The 21410-nt window shown below is 50.2% G+C and carries 15 protein-coding genes; 1 reads left to right on the top strand and 14 read right to left on the bottom strand.

Going from position 1 to position 21410, the window contains the following annotated elements; genetic code table 11:
• Nucleotides 1-2: 2 nt before the first annotated feature.
• The 9 genes from K7B07_RS18515 to K7B07_RS18475 all read right to left on the bottom strand — a co-directional run bounded on the left by K7B07_RS18515 (nucleotide 3) and on the right by K7B07_RS18475 (nucleotide 11812).
• On the bottom strand, nucleotides 3-1076 hold the full coding sequence (locus K7B07_RS18515; RefSeq protein WP_223712016.1) for an SGNH/GDSL hydrolase family protein: 1074 nt from the start codon (nucleotides 1074-1076) through the stop codon (nucleotides 3-5).
• Between the two features lie 105 nt (nucleotides 1077-1181).
• Nucleotides 1182-2120, bottom strand: a complete 939-nt coding sequence (locus K7B07_RS18510) for a dihydrodipicolinate synthase family protein (protein ID WP_223712015.1) — start codon at nucleotides 2118-2120, stop codon at nucleotides 1182-1184.
• Between the two features lie 14 nt (nucleotides 2121-2134).
• Nucleotides 2135-3073, bottom strand: coding sequence for an NHL repeat-containing protein (locus tag K7B07_RS18505; protein WP_223712014.1), 939 nt, complete (start codon nucleotides 3071-3073; stop codon nucleotides 2135-2137).
• 14 nt (nucleotides 3074-3087) lie between these two features.
• Complete coding sequence (locus K7B07_RS18500) at nucleotides 3088-5340, bottom strand: alpha-galactosidase (RefSeq protein ID WP_223712013.1); 2253 nt, start codon at nucleotides 5338-5340, stop codon at nucleotides 3088-3090.
• A gap of 122 nt (nucleotides 5341-5462) precedes the next feature.
• Nucleotides 5463-6836 (bottom strand): sialidase family protein, encoded by a 1374-nt coding sequence (locus tag K7B07_RS18495; protein ID WP_223712012.1) that lies wholly within the window; start codon nucleotides 6834-6836, stop codon nucleotides 5463-5465.
• 176 nt (nucleotides 6837-7012) lie between these two features.
• Nucleotides 7013-8548 carry a sulfatase family protein gene (locus tag K7B07_RS18490; protein ID WP_223712011.1) on the bottom strand — a complete coding sequence of 512 codons (1536 nt, stop codon included), beginning with the start codon at nucleotides 8546-8548 and terminating at the stop codon, nucleotides 7013-7015.
• An 8-nt stretch (nucleotides 8549-8556) separates the two neighbouring features.
• The gene (locus tag K7B07_RS18485) at nucleotides 8557-9534 is read right to left on the bottom strand and encodes an acetylxylan esterase (RefSeq protein ID WP_223712010.1); all 978 of its coding nucleotides are present in this window, start codon (nucleotides 9532-9534) and stop codon (nucleotides 8557-8559) included.
• 16 nt (nucleotides 9535-9550) lie between these two features.
• Complete coding sequence (locus K7B07_RS18480; RefSeq protein ID WP_223712009.1) at nucleotides 9551-10558, bottom strand: D-2-hydroxyacid dehydrogenase; 1008 nt, start codon at nucleotides 10556-10558, stop codon at nucleotides 9551-9553.
• A gap of 12 nt (nucleotides 10559-10570) precedes the next feature.
• Nucleotides 10571-11812 carry a mandelate racemase/muconate lactonizing enzyme family protein gene (locus K7B07_RS18475; RefSeq protein WP_223712008.1) on the bottom strand — a complete coding sequence of 414 codons (1242 nt, stop codon included), beginning with the start codon at nucleotides 11810-11812 and terminating at the stop codon, nucleotides 10571-10573.
• Between the two features lie 567 nt (nucleotides 11813-12379).
• Here K7B07_RS18475 and K7B07_RS18470 point away from each other — a divergent pair.
• Nucleotides 12380-12970 (top strand): RNA polymerase sigma factor, encoded by a 591-nt coding sequence (locus K7B07_RS18470; RefSeq protein WP_223712007.1) that lies wholly within the window; start codon nucleotides 12380-12382, stop codon nucleotides 12968-12970.
• Nucleotides 12971-13005: 35 nt separating this feature from the next.
• Here the strand turns inward: K7B07_RS18470 and K7B07_RS18465 are convergent, their stop codons facing one another.
• From K7B07_RS18465 to K7B07_RS18445, 5 genes are all read right to left on the bottom strand, one after another.
• Nucleotides 13006-13809 (bottom strand): endonuclease/exonuclease/phosphatase family protein, encoded by an 804-nt coding sequence (locus tag K7B07_RS18465; RefSeq protein WP_223712006.1) that lies wholly within the window; start codon nucleotides 13807-13809, stop codon nucleotides 13006-13008.
• Between the two features lie 64 nt (nucleotides 13810-13873).
• Complete coding sequence (locus K7B07_RS18460; RefSeq protein ID WP_223712005.1) at nucleotides 13874-14866, bottom strand: BT_3987 domain-containing protein; 993 nt, start codon at nucleotides 14864-14866, stop codon at nucleotides 13874-13876.
• Between the two features lie 30 nt (nucleotides 14867-14896).
• A complete protein-coding gene (locus tag K7B07_RS18455; protein WP_223712004.1) occupies nucleotides 14897-16759 on the bottom strand; it encodes a RagB/SusD family nutrient uptake outer membrane protein in 1863 nt (620 codons plus the stop codon).
• Nucleotides 16760-16770: 11 nt separating this feature from the next.
• Nucleotides 16771-20079 (bottom strand): SusC/RagA family TonB-linked outer membrane protein, encoded by a 3309-nt coding sequence (locus tag K7B07_RS18450; RefSeq protein ID WP_223712003.1) that lies wholly within the window; start codon nucleotides 20077-20079, stop codon nucleotides 16771-16773.
• A 181-nt stretch (nucleotides 20080-20260) separates the two neighbouring features.
• On the bottom strand, nucleotides 20261-21310 hold the full coding sequence (locus K7B07_RS18445; protein WP_223712002.1) for a FecR family protein: 1050 nt from the start codon (nucleotides 21308-21310) through the stop codon (nucleotides 20261-20263).
• Between the last annotated feature and the right edge of the window lie 100 nt (nucleotides 21311-21410).

Below are 21410 nucleotides of genomic sequence, written 5' to 3'. Positions count from 1 at the left end.
AATTACCATCCGGTTGTTTTACTTATAAACCGGATGAGGCTTTGCGCCATCGCTTCATGCTCTTTTATCAGTGGATGGCCCGGAGTGCCTTTATAGGGAAAGAAATGGGTGTATATTTTCTTATCTGCAAGTGTGGCAACCGCCTCCTGCACATACCCGGGCCAGGGTGAACCGGGACGGGTAATGCCCATATTACCCAGCACACAAACAATATGCGCAGCGGGATAATGTCTTCGTAAACTGCGGATAAAACCGGCATAGGCGCGGATGATCGCATCAGCTGACGGCGGGTTGTTTCCAAACCAGCGGCGAAACGCTTCGCTTTCCGGGTTGCCGATCACGGCTTCATCGTTCTGCAATAAATTCACCACCACCACATCCGGCTGGTACAATGAAAAATCCCAGCGGACCGCCGGCTCAAAAGGATTGATCCGGTTATAAATCTCCGGCATCCGCTCCTTCCGGAACCCAGATAGCAGCCCGATGCCGCTCTCTGCGATACAACGGTATCTTGCATTAAAATGCCTAGCCGTGACGGCAGCATAGGACCGGTAATTGTTTTCGTAAATACCGGCACCCGAATCGCTGCCGGAGCTGTCTTCCACCGCATGGCCACAAGTAACGGAGTTCCCATAAAACTCCATCTTCCGCTTTGAGCGCGGCGGATTCTTTAGCAGCATCCCGCCCGGTGCCAACTGTACCGCATAAAATTTTGTATACCCGCGGTTGTATTCCCTGTTGATCTGCGTACGTTTAAAAAGTAGTATATGATGTTTTCCCGGTGCCAGGTCTTTCGCCAGTATATAGTTTTTTTTTACGCTATCAATCCGGATCTTTTTGATGGCAGCAGTGTCACCATCCACGATTATATTAAAATAATTCTGACCACTGTAGTCCTTTAATACAGCGCTGATACCCGTACCGGTGAAGGTCATCTCCATGCTGGTACCCGACCAGCAAAGCGTGGCGGCCTGCGGATCACTTTCATCAATGCGGCCTTCATACCGGATGCGCGGATCATTAAAGGGCACAACAACGGCGCCGGCTTCTTTTTTTACCTGAATTTTATTATTCATAGTACAACCGGAAAACAGGAACACCGCAGGCAGCAACAGAACTGTGCGAAAATAACAGCGCTCCCGGTTATCCTGATCCCTCATCGGTTGCCGTTTCATTTTAAATCAGGCGGTTACCGTTTCGAAAAACTCCGGAAGCAGGTCGCGGCAATGATCCCGTACCCTCAGCGCCTCTTCTTCTGTAACGCTGCTGTAGGGCCACCGCAGCCGCAAAGGCATTGCAGCCCAGCCGGTGATCCAGGCCAGTAATTTATCAACAGCCTGGTTGGAATATTTTTCTTCTTTGATCAGCGGAACGATATGCTTTTCCATAAACTGCCGGATGCGCACTTCAAACAACAAGGCTTTTTCCATATCTGTTTTCATGTCTTCATACCAGCTCCGGGCTATGGCCGGGTGCAGACATGCAACATTTGAATAGGACCCGTGAGCACCCTGCCGGATGCCGGTGGCAAGATGATGTCCCGGTATAAACACAGAGAAATCCTGAAGGGCACTCATGGCCGTATACCATTGCGCATCACCGCCGGCTGTTTTACAACCTACCAGCGGGATCCCCTCCTTTAAGATCGCAGCGTAATCCGAAGGACTCAGTATCACTTTTGCATGTGGCGGGTTATACAATACTATCCCGATATCTTCCGCAGCATTGCAAACCCCTTCCAGGAATTTAAGTATCTCCCGGCGGGATGGCGGAAACCAATCGGAGAGGATCACCTGTATGGCACCGGGTTTCAGCGGCCGTATCCGCTTAATGCGTTCCAGGGTTTGTTTGGGTCCTGTGTGGCTGCATCCGATCTGAAAAGGCATTTCTGCTGCGTTGCACGCATCGGCAAGCAGTTGGCTGATCAGCTCAAATTCTTCCTCTGTCTGGTTATAAAATTCGCCCGCCGTTCCATTGGAGTAAATGCCATTTACTTTTGCGGCGATCAACGTTTGTATTTCAGACGACAGCAGTTCCTGATCAATGCTGTCATCGTTCCCTATCGGTAGCAACAGCGTACCCCAGGTTCCTACGATTTCATTTGCTTTTAATGGTTGCATCTGTTTATGATTAATTATACCCGCTCCAAAAGAATGGGATAGGTTTGTCCTGAATTCCACTGGCACACATACACATTTTCATTTTCATCCACACATACATCATGCGGGTGAATAAATACCGCTTCTTCTTTATATTGCGGTTCCAGTTTTCCGTTCCTGTATACCGGCAGTGATCCTCCCGGCGTAGACACCACGCGGTCATTTACATCAAGGATGGTAATATAGCCGGAGCCAAAGAAGGTGTTGGATCCGGACCGGAACACCGCTGCATACAGGAACTGTTCTTTTATAACCGGTCTGCAAACAAAAGATCCCGGCAAGTAAATCGTTTCCCGGTATTGTCCGTCCAAGGTAAACCGTTTAAAGGCATTGTGATTTCTCGAAGTGATCAGCAGGCTGGAACCACCCTTCCGGGTATCAATGGTGATCCCGTGCGCACAATCGAACTGGTCTTCCTGATGTCCCCGCCCGCCCCAGTGCCGGATATAGTTTCCCCTGCTGTCGTACTGGATAACATACTGCAAGCCGTACCCGTCCGTAATGTAAATATCGCCATTGGGTGCTACCGCAGATTCTGTGGGTAAGAACTCCGCGGCCTGCCGGTACACGCCCGCTTCCTCCGGATAACCGATTACCAACAGCACGCGTCCGTTCAGATCCGTTTTTATCACCTGGTGCCGCTCAATATCGCAGATATAAAGCCGCTGCGTGCCATTTTCATCATGGATCGTAAGACCGTGGGCACCGGGATACTCCTGCCCCCAGTAACCGAGGATGTTCCCGTCTTTGTTATAGATAAGTATGTTATTGGCGGTATCGTTGGTGAGCAGGAAGATGCGCCCCCTGGCATCTATAACCATTTCATGACAATCCTTTACGGGACAGGTTCCCGTGGCCGGTGTTCCCCAGTTTTCCCGTACCTGATAGCGGTGATAGTAATGCCCGGTAATCATCGTTGAAATACCTTTTAGTTTATTGCTTCTGCCAGGAGCACCTGACTTTCAAAAGAATTCTTTACCGGCCACTGGATGCCCGCATCCATTAAAAAGCTGCCGGAGTACACGGCTCCGTCGTCATCTGTTATTCCCAGCTTGCGGATGCGGTACTGTTTGGCGGGGTCCAGCCCTTTTAATTTTAACACGGTCGATCCGTTGTCGATGTACTGCGCTCCTTTCAGATCAGCCGTCTTTGAATAACCTCCGGATACATACACCGCGAGATTATAACAGAACACGGCAGCCGCATTTTTGTCCCCGCTGTTGTATTGTAATGCACAGCGGTTGTGCACATACGGTGATACCAGCCGGTACAAAATACCCTGCTGTACCAGCGGACGGATGCGCTTATACGTTTCAATTTTGCGCTTCGCCAGTGCGCGTTCTGCTGCCGTCCATTTCCGGATATCGTACCCGATGCCCAGCACACCACTCATCGCCACATCGAATTTATACGATAAGGGCGGATTCAGCTGCACCTGGTTGGCGATGCCTTCGATCACCCAGGACACCATAGTGTTGGCAGGCAATGCGGCCAGGTATCCATATTGAATGAATAGCCGGTCTACTGCCGTACTGTTGTCGCTGGTCCAGGCCTGATCCATCCGCGACAGCATTCCCAGATCCACACGTCCGCCGCCGCTGGCACAACTTTCAAACAGCACATCCGGGAACTCCTTCCGCAATGCATCCACCAGCCGGTAAACATTACGGATGAAGCGGATCCGCACTTCAAGCTGCATTTCGGGCGCAGCCGCCGCCCAGCCCGGATCCGAAAGATACGTATTCTGATCCCATTTTATAAAATCGATCTTGTTTTCACGAAGCAGTTTGCTCAGCGACCGGTACAAATACTGGTATACATCTTCTCGCGCCAGGTTCAGGAATACACGTCCCGGCACCTGCCTGCGGCCGGGGAATTGCAGGACCCAGTCCGGGTGTTTTTTATACAGCGCGGTTTTCAACACCACGCTTTCCGGCTCTACCCAGATCCCGAATTTCATGCCCAGGGCATGTACTTTATCGATCATCGGCTGTAACCCGTTCGGAAATTTCTGAGGGTCCACTTCCCAGTCGCCCAATCCTTCATCGCCTTTATTCCGGTTCATAAACCAGCCGTCATCCATACAAAACAGTTCCACTCCCATATCCGCGGCGATCTTCGCCATTGCCACCTGCTCTTCTTCTTTCAAATGATACGTAGTGGCATACCAGCTGTTGAACAATACGGGTCGCAGTAATTTCCGGTGGGTTTCGGGCAGAATGGTTTCTCTGATATAGGCCGCATTTTGCCGGGCAGCACCCTCTTCACCCCCTACAGTAAACCCCATTGAAAATTTCGGGGTGGCAAAAGATGTTCCCGGTTTTAATGTCCACTCAGTATCCCAGAAATTGATCCCCCCCAGTATCTGCAACGCCGAGTTATAGGTGCGTTCCACCTGGTTGTCGAAGATCAGTTTCCAGTTACCGCTGTAATGTACAGCGCCAAACCAGGCCGGCCCCAGATCTGCCGCTGCAGCCGTTTTGGGGCGTACCAGGAACCAGGGCATATTCCGGTTTGATTTGAACAATTTGTTCTCGATGATCTTTACGCCCGGTGTAAGCGTGGAGCGGAAGGGTTTGAACTCTGCCAGCTCCATTCCTGAGAGCTGGGTCAGCTCATATTCATCCGGAGGAAGGAACAGGCTTCCGGATAACAGGTTCTGTATTCTTATATCCCCTTTCTTTGCGGTGTTGGTCACTTCGATCCATTTTTCCAGGATATCATATTCTTCCAGCACCCGTATATATTCCGTCACCTGCAGGGGATACCTGCGGTCTTTTTCAACGAGTTTCAATACCGGCCGGCCTTCCAGGGTGATCGCTTCCCCCGATACATATTCCAGATCGGCATCCCGCACATGATCATTAAAGACCACTTCCAGCAGCGGTGTCTTTGTGGGATAACCGCCCCGTACCGGCAGTTCCTCCACTCCCTGGGTCCAGACCGCCGATCTTTTTTTATAACCGGCCTGCGCCAGCGGTCCGTAATAAACAGGATAGATTCTTTTATCGGCAGTTATCAGCAGCTGATAGGCCGAAGACCTCGTACGCAGGAGCCATCCCCCGTCGGGACCATCGATCTTTTCGATCGCCTGTTGTCCTGCAGCAGCAAGTGTGACGCAGGATACGGTCATCCAGAGCAGGCATTCGTACATTCGCTTACGGATCTGTTTCCGATTCATTAACGCATTATTTTTTGTTTCAACTATTTTTTATACCACGCGGATCCACACCGGTTCAGGAAAATTACCGGCCGGTAAATACAATCCGGTGCTGCTGCAAATCAGATCACCGCTACAACCGGTTATTGCTTCCGGATGGTTACCGTGCGGCCATAGGTATAACGCCCTCCCTTGTATCCCCACCAGCCCCAGTCGTACACCACAAATAGTTTATTCTCTTCTTTGGTTTCCTCTACCGCCATATAATGCGTGGTGGGAATGCCTGAGGTAAGCTGTTGTACATTACTCCAGGTATCGCCTCCGTCGCTGCTTACAGCAATGTAATTTCCGTTCCAGGGATGATCAAACTTCTGCCAGCAGGCTTTTGCCGGTATGCGTATCCCAAATGCGGCCACCAGTAGTCCGCTGCGCAATACACAGAGATCCGGGTCCACTACTGCCCCGATGATCTCGATCGCATTCTCCGGAACCGGAATGCCTTTTCGCTTTATGTCCTTAAACAGATCCCGCCATTTTTCAGTAGCATATACATCCCGGTCTGCAAACATAATGGGCTCCGGCCGGCTCCAGGTTTTCCCTTCATTATCGGAATAGGCTTTAAACAGTTCCCTGCCCGTACGCATAAAACAGATCAGGCGGCCCGCATATTTCCCCTTGTTCACCCGGTTAAGTACCGGTTCGCCAAAACCTTCGGTTTGCGCCTGGGGCATAGTGGTGATCGCTGAAACATATTTCCAGTGCCTTCCTTTGTTGGACGACCGGAAGATCATTACTCTTGTTTTTATCATGCGCACCTCATAATCAGATGGGCTTTTATCTCCTTTCTGCCATCCGTAAATAGTGGTCATCAGGTCCCCGTTGGGCAGCTCAATGATCCTCCGGTGCAGCCGCATGGCTATGTGCGGACGGCCGCCATCATCAGAAGATGCATAAAAATTGGCGTCCGGTATATCAAACGTAACGGTTACCGGCCCCTTGATGGTCTTCATATCATCTGTAGAATAAAACAGCAGTGATTCTCCTGTATCCGGCTTGCTGCCCGGTGTTACATAGGTTTCCAGCCCCAGGATGGTTCCGTCTTTCAGCTGGATGATCCCGCCCTCGATATTGATATCATTTTTACCAGGAAGCAGGGGAACTTTCTCCCAGGTAGCGCCCATATCCCTCGACACCACGGTATCCACTGCAAAAGGATAATAGATCCGCTTCTGCGGCAACGGTTTGTTATGATTCTGGGATTGCACCACAATGGTATTCCTCTGCGTGATCAGCATGGAAGGTTGCAGTCCGTCATCGAGCACCATCCGTTCCTCCCCGTATTCAAATTTCAGGCGGTTATCACTAAGGACGGTAAGCGGCGTATTACGCGCCAGTTCCCAATGCTCCCGTGCCACCTGTTGCTTACCCGGAAACAGGCTGGTATTGACAAAAGGAATCCCGGCCATTATGACTCCTGTCTGTCTTAAAAATCTTCTTCTGGATGGATGCTGATTCATGTTTTTGATCTTGTTTGTATGTATAATGATATTTCAACCGATAATTTTTTATCATCTGTGCCACCTTATATTTTCTGCAACTCCAGGATTTCCTGCCCGTATACCGGCAGCACCAGCCGGAGTGCTCCGCTGATCAGTTGCCGGCCGGAGAACCGCCCCAGCGTATTTATCTGTTTTCATTTTTTACGGGCGTCACTGGTTTTGTTATAGAGATATTCCGGGTAGTGCCAACGCATTTCGGTTGCAACCTTCATTGTATCATTTTCCTGCGTTAACTTCGCTAGCTTATCCGGAAACCGGAGCGGATCATCCGTATCCTGCTGCCACCGGAAAAGAGCCGCTGTCAGTCGCTCTTTAATCGCAGTATAGCGTACATCTGCGGAAAGATCATGAAACTCAAAGGGATCCTTTTCCAGGTCGTATAGCTGGAACTTTGACGGCCGGATCCAATCATGGTATGCCTGCCGGATGGAATCGGGCGCGCTTTTCAGCTCCTCCCGTGTCGGCGAGCCGGCCACGGCGTCGGTGCGCGGCTTTTTACTATTGCGTGTGTATTGCACCGCCACTTCATTTTCACGGCCATCATCAAGCAACGAACAGATCAGCTTATAGCGCCTGTCCCTAACTGCCCTGCGGGGATAATACATCCCGATCTGGTCTGCATTCTTTTCCGTGAAAAGATATTCCCTGTAAGGCCCGGCCGGCCGGGCAAATAAGGGCACCAGGCTTTTTCCTGTAAGATTTTCAGCAGCAGGCAACCCTGCCAGTTCAAGAATTGTCGGCACGATGTCTACAGATGATACCAGGGCCTTTGATTCAATGCCCTTCTTTATCCGCCCGGGCCACACCGCCATAAGCGGCACTTTATTGGAGGCTTCATAAATATCAAATTTTCCGCGGGCCATTTCATCACCATGATCCGAAAGGAAGATGATCAGTGTGTTTGCCGCTTTTCCCGAAGTGTTTAATTTTTCCATCAGTTCCCCTACGCATTCATCCAGCCGCAACATACAATTATAAATGCTCTTTGTATAGTTCCGGATCCGTTCGTTGTCAAAACCGATATAGGGAAAGGAACGCACCTGATCTGCAGTAACCGGCTGCTGCGGACGGCCTTCCACCACATCCTGGTACGGCCAGTGGGTATCCGGAAAATTCACCATCAGAAAGAACGGAGTATCCGCCGCCTGCATGAACCGCTCTGCATATGCAGCGTAGCGTTCCAGGCCTTTCTTATTGTAGTTCGGATCGGAGATCGGATGATCATCAATAGGAAAAAGCGATGCCGGTTCCAGATGCAGCTTGCCGATCATACCCGTACGGTACCCCGCCTGCTTTAACAATGCGTAGACCGTCTGAACCGGCCCTACAAAATGAAAGCCATGTGTGGTCAGCCCCAGGTGTCCGCTCTGATGGGGATACAAACCGGTAAGGATACTGCTGCGTGAAGGACTGCATACGGATTCGGTAACATAAGCATTCCGGAACAGGATACCCTGCTGCGCCACCCGGTCGAGGTTCGGAGTGCGGATATTGGTGTCGCCGTAACAGGATAAATGCGGACCATGGTCTTCCGACACGATCAGCAGGATATTGGGACGCGTAGAATATTGCCCGCTTCCGGAAAACGGACAGCACACTGCCAGCATTAATGCCATGCCCGGCAGATAATACCGCTCCTTTATTGCTTGTATGTACCGGCTGATGATCACGGGTTCTGTTATTGTTTAGGGTTCAGCAGATACCGGTCTAAAAACACCCAGGTACGTGCATAGGAATCCATACAACTGGTATGGGGCAGCTCCGGATAGAACTGGTATTCTTTTTTGCTTTTTATTTTATCATACACGTCTTTGACCGTTGATGCCGGGCACAACAGATCTTTACCCCCTGCACTTATGAACGCCGGCACCTGAATGGCATCCGCCAGTACATAGGGATCAAAATAATCCAGCGTGCGGAATGCTTTTTCGTTATTGGCGCCCGCGCGGTCCAGCAGGGTCTTTGCCAGCGACGGAAGGGTTGCCGCCTTTCTCAGATGGCATAAGAACGGCACATGCGCCACCACGGTTTTTATACGCGGATCCAACGCCGTTACCGCGAGGGAGATACCCCCGGCCTGACTGGTACCTACCATCGCGATCCGGGTGGTATCAATATCCGGCCGGGTTACCACATAGTCGATCATCCGGATGATGTCCATATAAGCGCCCTGGTAATAATAGCCCCGGGGCGTGGCAAGAGCGGTACTCAGCTTATCGCTGTTTATGGTGAAGTAATTACCCGAAATGCCCTGCCCCCTGGGGTATACCTGCAGTACCGCATATCCCCGCTGGCATTCGCTCAGCTGCACCCCCTGTCCGTTGCCGCTGTACCCGCAGGTGGTCACCAGAACGGGCCAGGGCCGGGCGCTGGCTTCTCCCCGGACCGGTATGGATAAATATCCTGCAACCGTCACATTGTCCAGGCTTTTTACGGTAATAAAAAACTTTTTATAGGGCAATGCTTCGTTCACAGGCACCACGGCTGCTTCCTGCGGAATGGCGGCCAGTTGCTCCCTTGTCTTTTTCCAGAACAGCTGCACATCCGCAGGGATGCTGTTTTCGTACGGGAGCGCCGGCTGCGCGTAGCCGCTGTTTCCTCCTGTAACAATGCAAAGCAGGAAATAACCCCGTATGATGATCAGGAACGGTTTCATAAATCTGTATTTTCTATCAGTTTCCCTGAAGCGCATCTGCGGAAAGTTCATTTAATAATGGCCGCCGGTCACGGAAGCGCTGTACATTCTCAAAGAAGATATTCCATACGCGTTCCAGGAAATGCGGACTGGCGCTGGATCCTGAGATATGAGGTGTAAGGATCACATTGTCCATCTCCCACAAAGGATGCTCCGGCGGAAGCGGATAATAGTAATGCGTGTCCAGGGCCGCCCCCGCAAACCATTGTTCCCGGAGCGCGCGGATAAGTGCCGCTTCCCGGATCAGCGGTCCCCGGGCAGGGTTCAATAAAAAAGCCGAAGGCTTTAATAATCGCAGTTCCGCTTCGCCTACAATTCCTTCGGTACCGGCCGTTTGAGGAATGGCCATGATCAAAAAATCAATGGCGCTCAAAAACAGATCCTTTTCCTCCATAGTAAACGTGCGGTCGGGCAGCAGGCCTTCTGGGTCGCCGGTGCCCGGAACATGCCAGGTGTTGATCCTGGGTTTCAGTCCTCCCCGGGTTAATACGAACACCGAGAGTCCCATTGCTTTCGCCAGGCGCGCCGTTTCGCGGCCGATACCGCCATAGCCCCACAAGCCTATCACTTTCCCCCGGATCTCTTCCTGAAAACGGGCCGAGCGGTTCCAGATCTTTTGCCGCTGGTTTTGCTGCATGCCTTTCATATTTCTTGCCAGCTGCACCATCATGGCGATATTCCATTCTGCAATGGGCACATCAAATACGCCGAGTGCATTGCAACAGCGCACACCGCGCGGCACAAAACCCTGGCCAATAAGTTGAGTATAACCTGCAGATGCGATCTGTATCAGCTGCAGCTGTTTCATTTCCGCATGGTTGGAAGGCGGCACGGTGCAAAGCAGCAGGTCAACGTCCCGGATCATATCCACAGGAAGCTCCCGCGCTTCTGTTGCCGGGTCAAGCACCACTACCTCCACTCCTTCCAGCGCGTGCAACCGGTTCAGCAGCGGTTCATATACGGGCAGATCGATCAGAATTTTCATATATCGGTCCAGTTAAGTGGTGAGTATTTTTCCCGGTACACTATTAAATTCCCCACTCCCCGGAACGAACGGAAAACGTGCAATGGTTGCATCCGTCAGTTCTATTCCCAGGCCGGGCTTTTCGGGGGGAAGCACATAGCCCTCTTTTATACAGAGACTATCCCGGATCAGCTCGCTGTGCAACGGACCATAAGCAGGAGCTACTTCCAGCATTACGGTATTGGAACAGGCGAAACCGCAATGAATGTTCTGCATTTGCGCAGCCCCGGCGCCCCAGGCATGGGGCGCAATACTTTTATTCTTTGCAGAAAGACGCGCTGCAATTTCCATGAACGGCCCCAACCCGGATACAAAGGCGGCATCCGGCTGCCCGATATGGAAGCAATCCATATCGGTAAACGTCTGCCATTCGCTGGCGGCAGTAAGGCATTCGCCTCCGGCAATACGTGTTTTTGTATTGCGGCACAGTTCCGCATACCAGTCGGGCCGCGTATAATGCAACGGTTCTTCCAGAAAGAACAGCTCCTCCGGCTCCACGGCCTTCGCCACTGCCAAGGCGGTCTCCAGGTTCCAGGTAGCCGCCGTATGATTACCCATATGTGCGTCCAGCATCAGCCACAGCTCTTTTCCAAACCGTTCACGTATAAAACGGAGTTTGGCGGCTTCAAACGCTGCCGCGGCTTCGGGCTCACCGGAAATTTCGGAACCGCGGTCCTTGTAATACGCGCCGGCTCCCACTTTCACTCCTTTAAATCCCAGCGAGCAATAGTAGTCAATTTTCCCTGCGAGTTTATCCAACGGATAATTGCTGGGGCCTCCTGTTGCATAACAGGGAAGCTTTTCATGTTGTTTTGTCTCCCGGAAATCTTTTTTATATTCTTCCTGCAGCAACCGGTATACCGGCACACCGGCCTCCTTGCCTTTGAGATCCCAAAGCGCCGCCTCTATACCGGTAAGAGCAATAGCGCCCAACCCCACCCTGCACCAGAAATTGCCGCAATGATACATCCGCTGCCACAGCGTGCGGATATCGCCGGCATCTGCACCGATCAAAATGGGTTTAAAAAAATCCACCATGGCCGGTATCGATTCCGGGAAAAAATAACCGCCATACGTTTCACCAATACCAACGAGTCCTTCCGTTGTTTCTATTTTTATAAATGCAGCACTGCGCAGTTTGCGTGCTTCGGACAGGTAGGGATCCAGGGTACAGGGCCCCGTAAGCAAAACAGTGGTAACCTCTTTTATTTTCATGCAACTACTTAATCTCGTTAAACGGCATTATCGTCATCTTCAAAAGTACTTCAACCGGCTTCAGCATGCTGATACTTTTTGATATTGTAATAGTATTTTCTTTTAGCGGAGTTCCGGAAAAAACAGCCTTTCTTACGGGTCATCATAACAAAAACGAGCATGATCCTTATAAAGCCAGCTACACATCTTCCAAAAAATTCATACCCAGCTTTATACAGTTTCCGCACGCATCCCTCCGTAAATGCGTCAGGGTTTCATTTATCAGCAGCCGCCTTCTTATCGTATGAATTTGGCAATTTTACAACAGGATGCCGTACCTTCGGATCTATTAACGAGACAGCCATTGATAGCGCATCAGCGTTACCATCAAGACGATAGAAATTATTGATTCAGCGTTGCCTGAAATAAGGAAAAATGGGCTCAGAAATCAATACGGATATGGGGTTCAGAAAAAAGATCCGCCTAAAATCATGGTGCAACTGTCCATTGGCGTTTTGTAGTTTAAAGAAGCCTTAATATTGAGTTAACAGGAGGATTTTACCTTCATCAATGAATGAATAAGTTGAGATGCCATCCAAACTGATATATCAAATTAACATACGACTGAGCAATGGTGACCACGAGGCTTTTTTGGAAATCTATGAACGTTACTCGACGCTGCTCTATAATTTTATCAAGAAGTATATCCAGGACCAGGACACTGTTGCCGATATGGTCCACGACACCTTTTACAATCTGTGGAGATCAAGGGAACGCGTCAAACCTGAATATCCTGTAAAAAACTACTTATATCGCATTGCCCGTAATGTGGTGTTCAAAGAATTAAAGAAACAGGCAAGAACGGCGGATGCGCTGGCCGATTTACAGCGCCGGGAGACCTTACGTGTTGCCGCCGCGCCGACCGAGCAACCGGCGGGCATCTACAACGCCCTGTACGAGCAGGCATTGGCGCAGCTTCCGCCTCAACGTAAACGGATCTTTCAACTTTGCAGGGAAGAAGGATTAAGTCATAAGGAAATCGCCCGGTTCCTGGAAATCTCACCGAATACGGTAAAAGAACACATGTCCCTGGCCATGAAATCGATGAAAGATTACCTGGCCAGGGAGCATGATATTGTTATGAAACTCCTTGTTCTTTCTGTGTGCATGGGTGTCTAACCCGTCAGCGTCCCGCCTGCTAAAAGTAAAACGGGCTATTTAACGGTAAAAGTTGCCTGCACCGGGAAATGATCCGATTCTTTATTCGCCCAATCGTAAACACTGTATAATTTGACGGTGAACGCGTTCAGCGGGGCATAGATCAGATAATCGATCGTCCGGTTGGGATTCGTAGTGGAAAAGGTAGGCTGCGTACAGTCCCCGTTCAGACAGCCCAATGAGAAATAGCCGCGGAGCATTCCGATCGTATTGGAAGCGGGTAAAGCATTGAAATCGGCCCCCACAATAACCGGCTTGTCAAAAGTCCTGACAAGTGCCACAAAATCCTGTGCCTGCCGGAGACGGTTGCGTTCGTCGCTCAGATGGTCAAAATGGGTGCTGATAAAATAGAACGGTTTGCCATCCTTTTCCACCAGGATCCGGGCAACAGATCTCCGTTCTCCCCCAAGGGCAGGATCGACCTCCAGGTTGTAGGCTTTTTTTTCTTTCACCGGCAGTTTAGACAACACCGCATCACCATACTCTCCACCATACGTATCGATTGCCTTGGCAAAAAAATAGTCCATATCCGTAAGCCGGGCCAGCTCCCTGGCGATATCGCCGTTCTTCGCATTGCGTGTGGTGAATTTATCCACCTCCTGCAATGCAACCAGTTCCGGGTTTGCCCGTTTAATGACATCGGCAATGGCCTGCAGATCGGGGATACCGCCGCTGCGCGCGCCGTAAATATTATAGGTCATTGTCTTTACAGTAACTTCTTTTTGCTCCGGCGGATCCACTTCCGGAGCTTCCTTTTTTTCTTTGCTGCAGGCGCATAAAAAGAAAAAAAGGACATACATATATTTTTTTCCAGTCATAGTCATTGTTCGATCATTCCATCCAGGGCATCATGCCCCCCGTTTATCAAAATGCTTCTATTTCCGCAACAGCCGTGGTTTCGCCGCCGGTGGCGCTGCTTAAGACCGTCACCTTCGTATAACGACCGGTGACACTTTTCTCAAAATACATCGTTGCCGCCGTTTCATCAGAAGACGCCGCTATTGTAAAAATACCGGCCGTGCTCCAGCTGGTGCCATCTTCACTTGTTTCGATCTGTACATTCTTTGGGAACAGATACGCAAAAGAAGCACCCCGGCGTCCGTAAAGCTTAATGCCATGCAGGGTATGGTTTGTTTGCATATCGATTGTTACATAATGAGGGTGCCCCGGGCGCCAGCCATTGACCCGCCGGTAGGTAGACAGCCAGCAGGTGTTCACATCACCGTCGATGCAATAAGGAGCACGGCCGCCAATGGCATCGTAGTCATCATCCGAATAATCCGCTATTTCCCAGTCAGTAACCGGATAAGGTGTAAAGGGATTGGTTTCATAAAATCCGTTCACAATAAAATAAGCGGTTTTCATCCCCGGTGCTACTGAAAGATCGGCACTGACCGTTTTAATACTGACAGGAATGAGATAGGACCGGGTGCCGCCAAGCTTCAGCGGGTTGATCTCCAATGCTACCGAATTACTCCCGTTTTTTCCCGAAGGGATCTGTACCTGGTCACCACTCAGCCGGTAGCTTCCTGCCGGCGGCAGCTCGTAGCTGGTATTGTTTTGCTCATTGTATGCAGCAATCACTGTTTCATCGATCGTCAGGGTGATATCGATGGCGGCATCCAGCTCCGCAGGACCTCCATACCCTACTCCAAGAGGGGAACGAACCCATTCATCTTTGATCGGGAGGCTTTTTGTTACCGCCCCGTTGCCCGCAAGCGGCATAAACACGTGCGCATAGGTGGCGGGGTCACCCACCTCAAACGCGGGTTTCTTACAATATTGCAGCAACAGGCATATTGCCAATAAACCAACGGCGGTTAAGAACCGGGGCGTTGTTATGATTTTATTTGTCATTGTATCATTTCATTAAATGGATAATAAAGATTACCAGCCGGGATTCTGCACCAGGTTGGGATTTCGCTGAACTTCAGTTTGCGGAATGGGAAAAAAATAGAAACTTTTCCTGAAAACCCTTGTTTCAAACCGGGTCCTCTTAAAAAAGTTAAGGTCCGAATTTGAAGTACCTCCTTCTACGTTCATTCCATAGAAAGCTCCTGCATCGGTTTGTTCCGCAATTTTCCAGCGTCGCGTATCGAAGTACCGAAGTTGTTCCATGGTTAGTTCAATACGCCGTTCTGTACGGATCTGCCGGCGCAACTCCGCCTGATCCAAACCCGCCAATGCCGGCAACCCGCCACGTTCACGCACCTGGTTCAGATATTTCAGCACATCGGGATGAGACGGCTGCGCTTCGTTGAGCGCTTCCACGTAGTTCAGCAGTATTTCTGCATACCGCATCATCACAAAAGGCCGGGCAACATTGTTCTGCGTGGGATGGTAGGTTGGTGAAATATTTTTCCGGAAAATATAACCGGTTTCCGAATAATCATGTGAGCCTCCTTTGCCCGATTCCCCGGTATAGTACAGTTCTATTTCCCGTACCCCCAGGCTGGAAGTGGTGTTGATCCAGTCGCTGCCGCTATAGGTAACAGTGGCGTAAAAGCGGGGTTCCCGGTTGATATACATATTGAACGTATTTTTAGAGCGTGTTGATCCCGGGGCGCGGTAACTGGAAAAACCTGTCTCCGAATAACCGCTGGCGCTGTTGATAACCGGGCTGCCATCACTGTTGTACCGCAGGACCGGGCTCTCGCCGTTTGCCATCCTGTAGGCATCAATCAATTGCTGTGTGGGCCCCATCGATGCATAACCATTGGCTAACCGGGGCGTGGACGACCGCTGGTAACTGCTCAGGTTATTCTTGTCCCGGGCCAGGATCCATTCAATGTTCCAGGAGTCGAGGAACGCATCCCTGTAAGAAAGATAGGGATCCAGCACCCCATTGGTATATTTTTTATAAAGTCCCAACTTCCCCGATGTTTCGGCATAGTCGATGACCGCTTTTGCCGCTTCTGCAGCCCTCGCCCATTTGCTCACATCATACGTGGTATTGATGAGGGCCTTGCCATCATGGTTCTTAAAGCCGGCATACTCGGTATTTCCGTTTACCAACGGACTGGCGGCATACAGCAGCAGTTTGCTTTTTATTGCCTTGCAAAGCAGTTTGCTGGCACGGCCCATATCATTTTCCAGTACGGCATCGCCATTGTAATAATGTTCAACATCCAGATCCGTTTCCGCCTGATTCAATTCCGCGATAATATACTCCACACATTCATCATAGGATGACCGGGCCATTTGCATAGCAGGATCGGTCAGGGGCAGATCCGGGTCAATTTCTTCGTCACCCAGAATAATGAACGGGCCATATTGTTTCAGGAGCTCGGAATAAAAGAAGGCTCTCAGAAACCGGGCCTCTGCCTTTCTTCGTTTGATCAGCGCAGCACCCTCACGCTCTTTCAGTATTTCCTGGTTGCCATCAATGTGATTGATGAAGGTAGTGGCCGTACGAATGCCTTTATAATAGTGATCCCAAAAATTCCAGTAGTTGGAAGAAGCATTCCAGTTGCCCAGGTTTACCCGGTAGGGTGCGTTCCGCTGCGACACATCGCAATCATCTGACAAAACATCCCAGGGCGTATCATTGGTACGGTGTGCTTCATCCCGTATATAATTATAGGTATTGGCCAGCCATGCCTCGGAAAGATCGCGTCGGTTAAAGACCTCTTCTACGGTCAACATGTCGTCAGGTACCTGGTCCAGGAATTTTTTTGAGCAGCCGGCGCTCAATGCAGCGATACCTGCTATCATCAGGATTTTTAAAAGATAATTATATAGTGAGCTCATATTTGTAATGCTTAAAAATTAACGTTGATGCCAACAGAATAGGTTTTTAAATTGGGGTACCGTGTGCCGCGGCCGTCGCCCAGCTCCACGTCCCAGAACCGGAACGGACTCCAGGTAACCAGGTTGTATCCGGCAAAGAAGATGCTGGCGCCGGACAGGCCAGCCGGTTTAATGAGCCGCTCCGGCAGCTTATACGACGCCTGCAGGTCCTTTAAACGCAGGTAACGGCCATTCTTCAGCCACCAGGTGCTGGTATTATAATTCCCGTTAGGGCTGCCGTCGGACAAACGGGGATAAAAAGCATCCTGCCGGGGATTGTCGATGGTCCAGCGGTCTTCAATATTACTCAGCAGGTTTCCCCTGCTCATAGAAACCGAGAAGGGCATCAGTCCTTCGCCATTCATCAGGATGTCTACATTGCCCACACCCTGGAAAAGGGAGGATACTGAAAAATTTCCGTAGGAAACCGAAAGGCCAAATCCATAAACGAGTTCGGGAATAGTGCCGTATCCGATGGGTATTTTATCGAAGTCATCTATTTTCCCGTCGCCGTTCACATCCTGGAACCGGATGTCTCCGGGCTTCACCAGGCCCGGGTGCAGCGGGCCATTGGCGATCTCATCTTCCGATTCGAACAGGCCGAGCGCATTCAGTCCCCAGCGTTGTCCTACTTTATGCCCGCGCTGGTCCAGCCAGGGATATAACGGAGCGGGTTGGTCATTTTCAATAATATTATTCCGGTTATAGGTCAGGTTGCCCAGCACCTGGAAAGAGAAATCACCGATCTTTTTTGAATAGGTAAGCGAACCGTCGAATCCTTTATTTTCGATGATACCCAGGTTCCCGTAAGGTGCTTTTTGCAGTCCTACGTAGCCGGGAACATTGCCCCGCCGGAGGAAGATCCCTTCGCGGCGTTCCTTAAATAAATCAAACTGGAAAATGAGGGCATTGTTCCTTGTTTGGAGATCGATACCCAGGTTGGTTTTAATGGCCGTTTCCCAGGTAACATTAACGCCATATTCTCCTATATTGTAACCCGGGAACGTATTGTTTCTGCCCTTTCCGAATTCGTACCCCGTGGTACCTTCAACTGTCGAGATATAGGCAAAGCGGCGGTCGCCCTCAATATTACTGTTGCCTACCTTACCATGCGAGAACCGAATCTTGGCCAGGGGCAGGTGCTCCTTCAGATCACCAAAAAAGGGCTCTTCGCTGACAACCCAGGCCAGGCCCACAGAGGGAAAGAAGCCGAACCGGCTTTCAGGCGCAAAGTTTTCGGATCCGTTATAGCCGAAATTGAATTCCCCGAAATAACGGCTGTCGTAGTTATAGGTAGCACGGCCGGAAAGCCCCAGGTAGCGGTAAGGAAGCGAGTTGATAAAATTAGTTGCCTGTGCATCCAGCCGGTCGCTTTTATTAAACAACAACATCCCTGTTGTATTATGTTTGCTGAAAGAGCGGTTATAGTTCAGGGCTGCTTCAACATACATGGTCCGTTCCCCGATGCTGTTGCGGCTGAAACTTAAGAAGCGCTCTCCCACATAGGTTTGTTCGTATTGCATTTCTCCGTTCTCATCCCTTCCCGTGGCGAGAAATGTATCGGGCCGTTTTGTTCTCCGCATGCTGGTGTAGTTGTACACATCAAACGAAAACATCGCTGTGGCAGACAATCCTTTTGTGATAAACGGCAGGTCATGGGTTGCCCGTAAATTTGAAAAAAGCTGGTTGCGCCACTGGTTGGCATAACCCGTCTGGGTAAGCATGGCATACGGATTTTGCAGCGACCCGGCCCGTTGATCGGGTACTGTGCCATTTTCAAACATCGGGGGATGCACAACCGGTGTCATAAACCAGGCCCCTTCAAAAATATCGGCCTGTGCGGTTGCGGGGTAGTTGGCGTTGGCAAGATACCCCTGGATCCCCAATTCTATCTTTGCAAGCTGAGATGGCTTAACAGTAAGGTTGGAGGTAAGATTATAACGTTTGTAACCCACCTGCTGATTGTACTTTACCAGGTCATCCTGTTTGTACAATCCCTTTTCATCAAAATAGCTGATCCCTACATAATAGGTTGTCAGGTCGGATCCTCCATTGATATTGAGGTTACCGCGCCGCTGGTACCCGTGTCTGTTGAACAGGGTGGCCATCCAATCAACATTCGGGTAAAGATAAGGATCTTCCCCACCGGCTGTTTTCTGAATCCGCTCTTCACTGTAGAGGGGGTTCGCACCACGGTTGGTCAATGCTTCGTTGGACATCTGCATATAAGTGATCCCATCTGCGAACTCCGGAAGTTTGGTGAACTCGGTAATGCCTTCATAATACCGGAAGTTAAATTTCGGACGCCCGGTACGCCCGCTTTTTGTTTTGATGATCACCACCCCATTAGCACCCCGTACCCCGTAAACCGCGGTTGCGGAGGCGTCTTTCAGGACGGTGAAACTCTCAATATCTTCCGGATCAACATTCGCCATTTTGCGTGGTGTGCCGTCTACCAGCACCAGTGGTGCGCTCAGTCCCTGGCTGAAGGTGGAGATACCGCGGATCCAGATGCTGGCATCATCAAACCCCGGCTCCCCGGTACGTTGTACGGAAACCACACCTGCAATACGTCCGGATAACGCATTGGAAAGGTTGGCGACCGGGATCTGAAGATCTTTTGCTTTTACAGTCGACTGCGCCCCTACAAGGCTTATCTTTTTCTGTGTTCCGAAACCTACTACCACTACTTCATCCAGGCCCTTTTCTGTAAGCTCCATTGTTACCTGTAACGAGCGCTGGGCGCCCACCACCACTTCTACCGGTTTGTAGGATACGATCTGGAATACGAGCGTTGCTGAAGAAGGCACCACCAGTACAAACTTCCCGTTGATATCGGTGGTGGTTCCGGTGCCCGGTTTATCTTTTACAAAAACAGAAACACCGGCCAGGGGCTCTCCCGCCCTGTTAACGACGGTACCGGTGATTTCGCGATCCTGTGAAAAGGCCGGCCGGCCCGGCGTTTGGCGGCGTATGATACGGACAAAGTCGTGTCGCAACTCAAAAGTCATGTTGTGGTTTTTTAACAGGTCGGCCAGTATAACTTTTGCCGGCTTTGTGGCCGTATAGTTCACCCGGGCTTTCAGAAAAACTTCATTGTTATTGTAAGCCAGCGGTATCTGGTAGTCGGTCTGTAATTTCTCAAGCGCCTGCTGCAGACTGATATTACTGAAATTAACATGAATGGTCCGCTCCAGCTCCTTTTGTCCGTAGCTGCTATTGCTGGCAAGAACGATACAGGTGGTAAAAAGAAACGCCCATAGCATAAACGAAATGCGCATAATCTGTTTGAGGTTTTGGATAGAGTAAGTAAGTCTTTTTTTTCGCATCTTTGCATTGTTAATAAAGGTGATACTTTGTTAATACGTCAGCGTGTCTCAGGAAGTTTCTCAGGCCGACTGAAGACACGATCAAACATCGCCGGAAGTGCCTTGGCACTTCTGGTTTTTTTTGGGGGATGGTTTATTCATTCAGGATCTTCCATACATTGCTTTTTTTATCTTTTATCAATTTTCCGTTGGTTATTTCGCTTAGTGTTTTTACTACCTGCTCTGCATCCTTATTTCTGAAAGTAATGGTGATCCGGGCATTGGAAAGCCCGGGACTTACATAAATGGAATCGCCATAAAAACGATAGGCTTTTTCAGCAACCTGACGCAGCGGTTCATTCAGGTATACCAGCTCATTGTCGTGCCAGTTTTTGGTATTAAAACTGAAGACGGTCCAGGTGTTTCCTGTTAGCCGGGCCTTTTGCCCCTTTTCAAGGATCGCCTTATTAAAACTGATCTGATCAATTTGTTGCTGGAAACCCTGCTGGTTTGTACGGATATGCTCCAGCCGGGATTGGAACTGAACCCCATCAAGCGCGAACACATTCACCTTCCCTGTATTCACCTCTACGGTCTTTTCGATCCTGGAATCAATATTGAACGATGTGCCTACAACCCGCGTTACAAAATCTGAAGCGGCTACGTAAAACGGCCGGGTGGTATCCTTTGCTATTTCAAAAAAGCCTTCACCTTGCAGCTTCACAACCCGCATATTCTCCAGATCTTCCAGGGGATATTGAAGTATTGAATTTCCATTCAGTAGAATCGAGCTTCCGTCGCTCAATGTTACCTTTTTACGTTCTCCATGCTTTGTTTCAACTGTTTGCCAGGTGATACCGGGAGAAGCAGCCTCCCGTTTTTTATAAAGCAGCAGAACACCGGCCATTATAAGAGCCGCGGCCACGACAGCAACAGCCGGCCATAATCTTCTCCGTTTCTCCGACGAAGGCTTTACGGTTTGCAGCTCATGCAGCAGGCGCGCTTTTACCTGCTCCTGCCGGGGAAATACCGGCAACTCCTCCTGCTGCAGTTCCAGCTCCCTGAAGACCTGCTGCATATCCGACAATAGTTCTTTCGCAGCGTCGGTTTCTGACAACAGCTGTTTTAACCTGGAAAGCTCCCCTGCATCGATCCGTTTTGCCTTTAACTTTTCGATCAGCCGTAACAGTTCTTTATTTTCCATCTATCATAGTATATCCGCAAAATGACCGATGGTAGGGGTCGGCTAAATTATTTTTTTAACAAACAGGCATATATCAGGCGGGGTGTAGCCCGAAAAGCAA

Origin of the sequence: Niabella beijingensis (genome assembly GCF_020034665.1) — a bacterium.
Lineage (GTDB): Bacteria > Bacteroidota > Bacteroidia > Chitinophagales > Chitinophagaceae > Niabella > Niabella beijingensis.
Note: the sequence above shows the minus strand (reverse complement) of the source record. Positions and strands in the feature narration are given on the sequence as shown.

Coding starts and splice junctions, on each gene's coding strand:
- K7B07_RS18515 (WP_223712016.1), bottom strand. CDS start 1,076: ATGAATAATAAAATTCAGGTAAAAAAAGAAGCCGGCGCCGTTGTTGTG.
- K7B07_RS18510 (WP_223712015.1), bottom strand. CDS start 2,120: ATGCAACCATTAAAAGCAAATGAAATCGTAGGAACCTGGGGTACGCTG.
- K7B07_RS18505 (WP_223712014.1), bottom strand. CDS start 3,073: ATGATTACCGGGCATTACTATCACCGCTATCAGGTACGGGAAAACTGG.
- K7B07_RS18500 (WP_223712013.1), bottom strand. CDS start 5,340: ATGAATCGGAAACAGATCCGTAAGCGAATGTACGAATGCCTGCTCTGG.
- K7B07_RS18495 (WP_223712012.1), bottom strand. CDS start 6,836: ATGAATCAGCATCCATCCAGAAGAAGATTTTTAAGACAGACAGGAGTC.
- K7B07_RS18485 (WP_223712010.1), bottom strand. CDS start 9,534: ATGAAACCGTTCCTGATCATCATACGGGGTTATTTCCTGCTTTGCATT.
- K7B07_RS18480 (WP_223712009.1), bottom strand. CDS start 10,558: ATGAAAATTCTGATCGATCTGCCCGTATATGAACCGCTGCTGAACCGG.
- K7B07_RS18475 (WP_223712008.1), bottom strand. CDS start 11,812: ATGAAAATAAAAGAGGTTACCACTGTTTTGCTTACGGGGCCCTGTACC.
- K7B07_RS18470 (WP_223712007.1), top strand. CDS start 12,380: ATGCCATCCAAACTGATATATCAAATTAACATACGACTGAGCAATGGT.
- K7B07_RS18465 (WP_223712006.1), bottom strand. CDS start 13,809: ATGTATGTCCTTTTTTTCTTTTTATGCGCCTGCAGCAAAGAAAAAAAG.
- K7B07_RS18460 (WP_223712005.1), bottom strand. CDS start 14,866: ATGACAAATAAAATCATAACAACGCCCCGGTTCTTAACCGCCGTTGGT.
- K7B07_RS18455 (WP_223712004.1), bottom strand. CDS start 16,759: ATGAGCTCACTATATAATTATCTTTTAAAAATCCTGATGATAGCAGGT.
- K7B07_RS18450 (WP_223712003.1), bottom strand. CDS start 20,079: ATGCGCATTTCGTTTATGCTATGGGCGTTTCTTTTTACCACCTGTATC.
- K7B07_RS18445 (WP_223712002.1), bottom strand. CDS start 21,310: ATGGAAAATAAAGAACTGTTACGGCTGATCGAAAAGTTAAAGGCAAAA.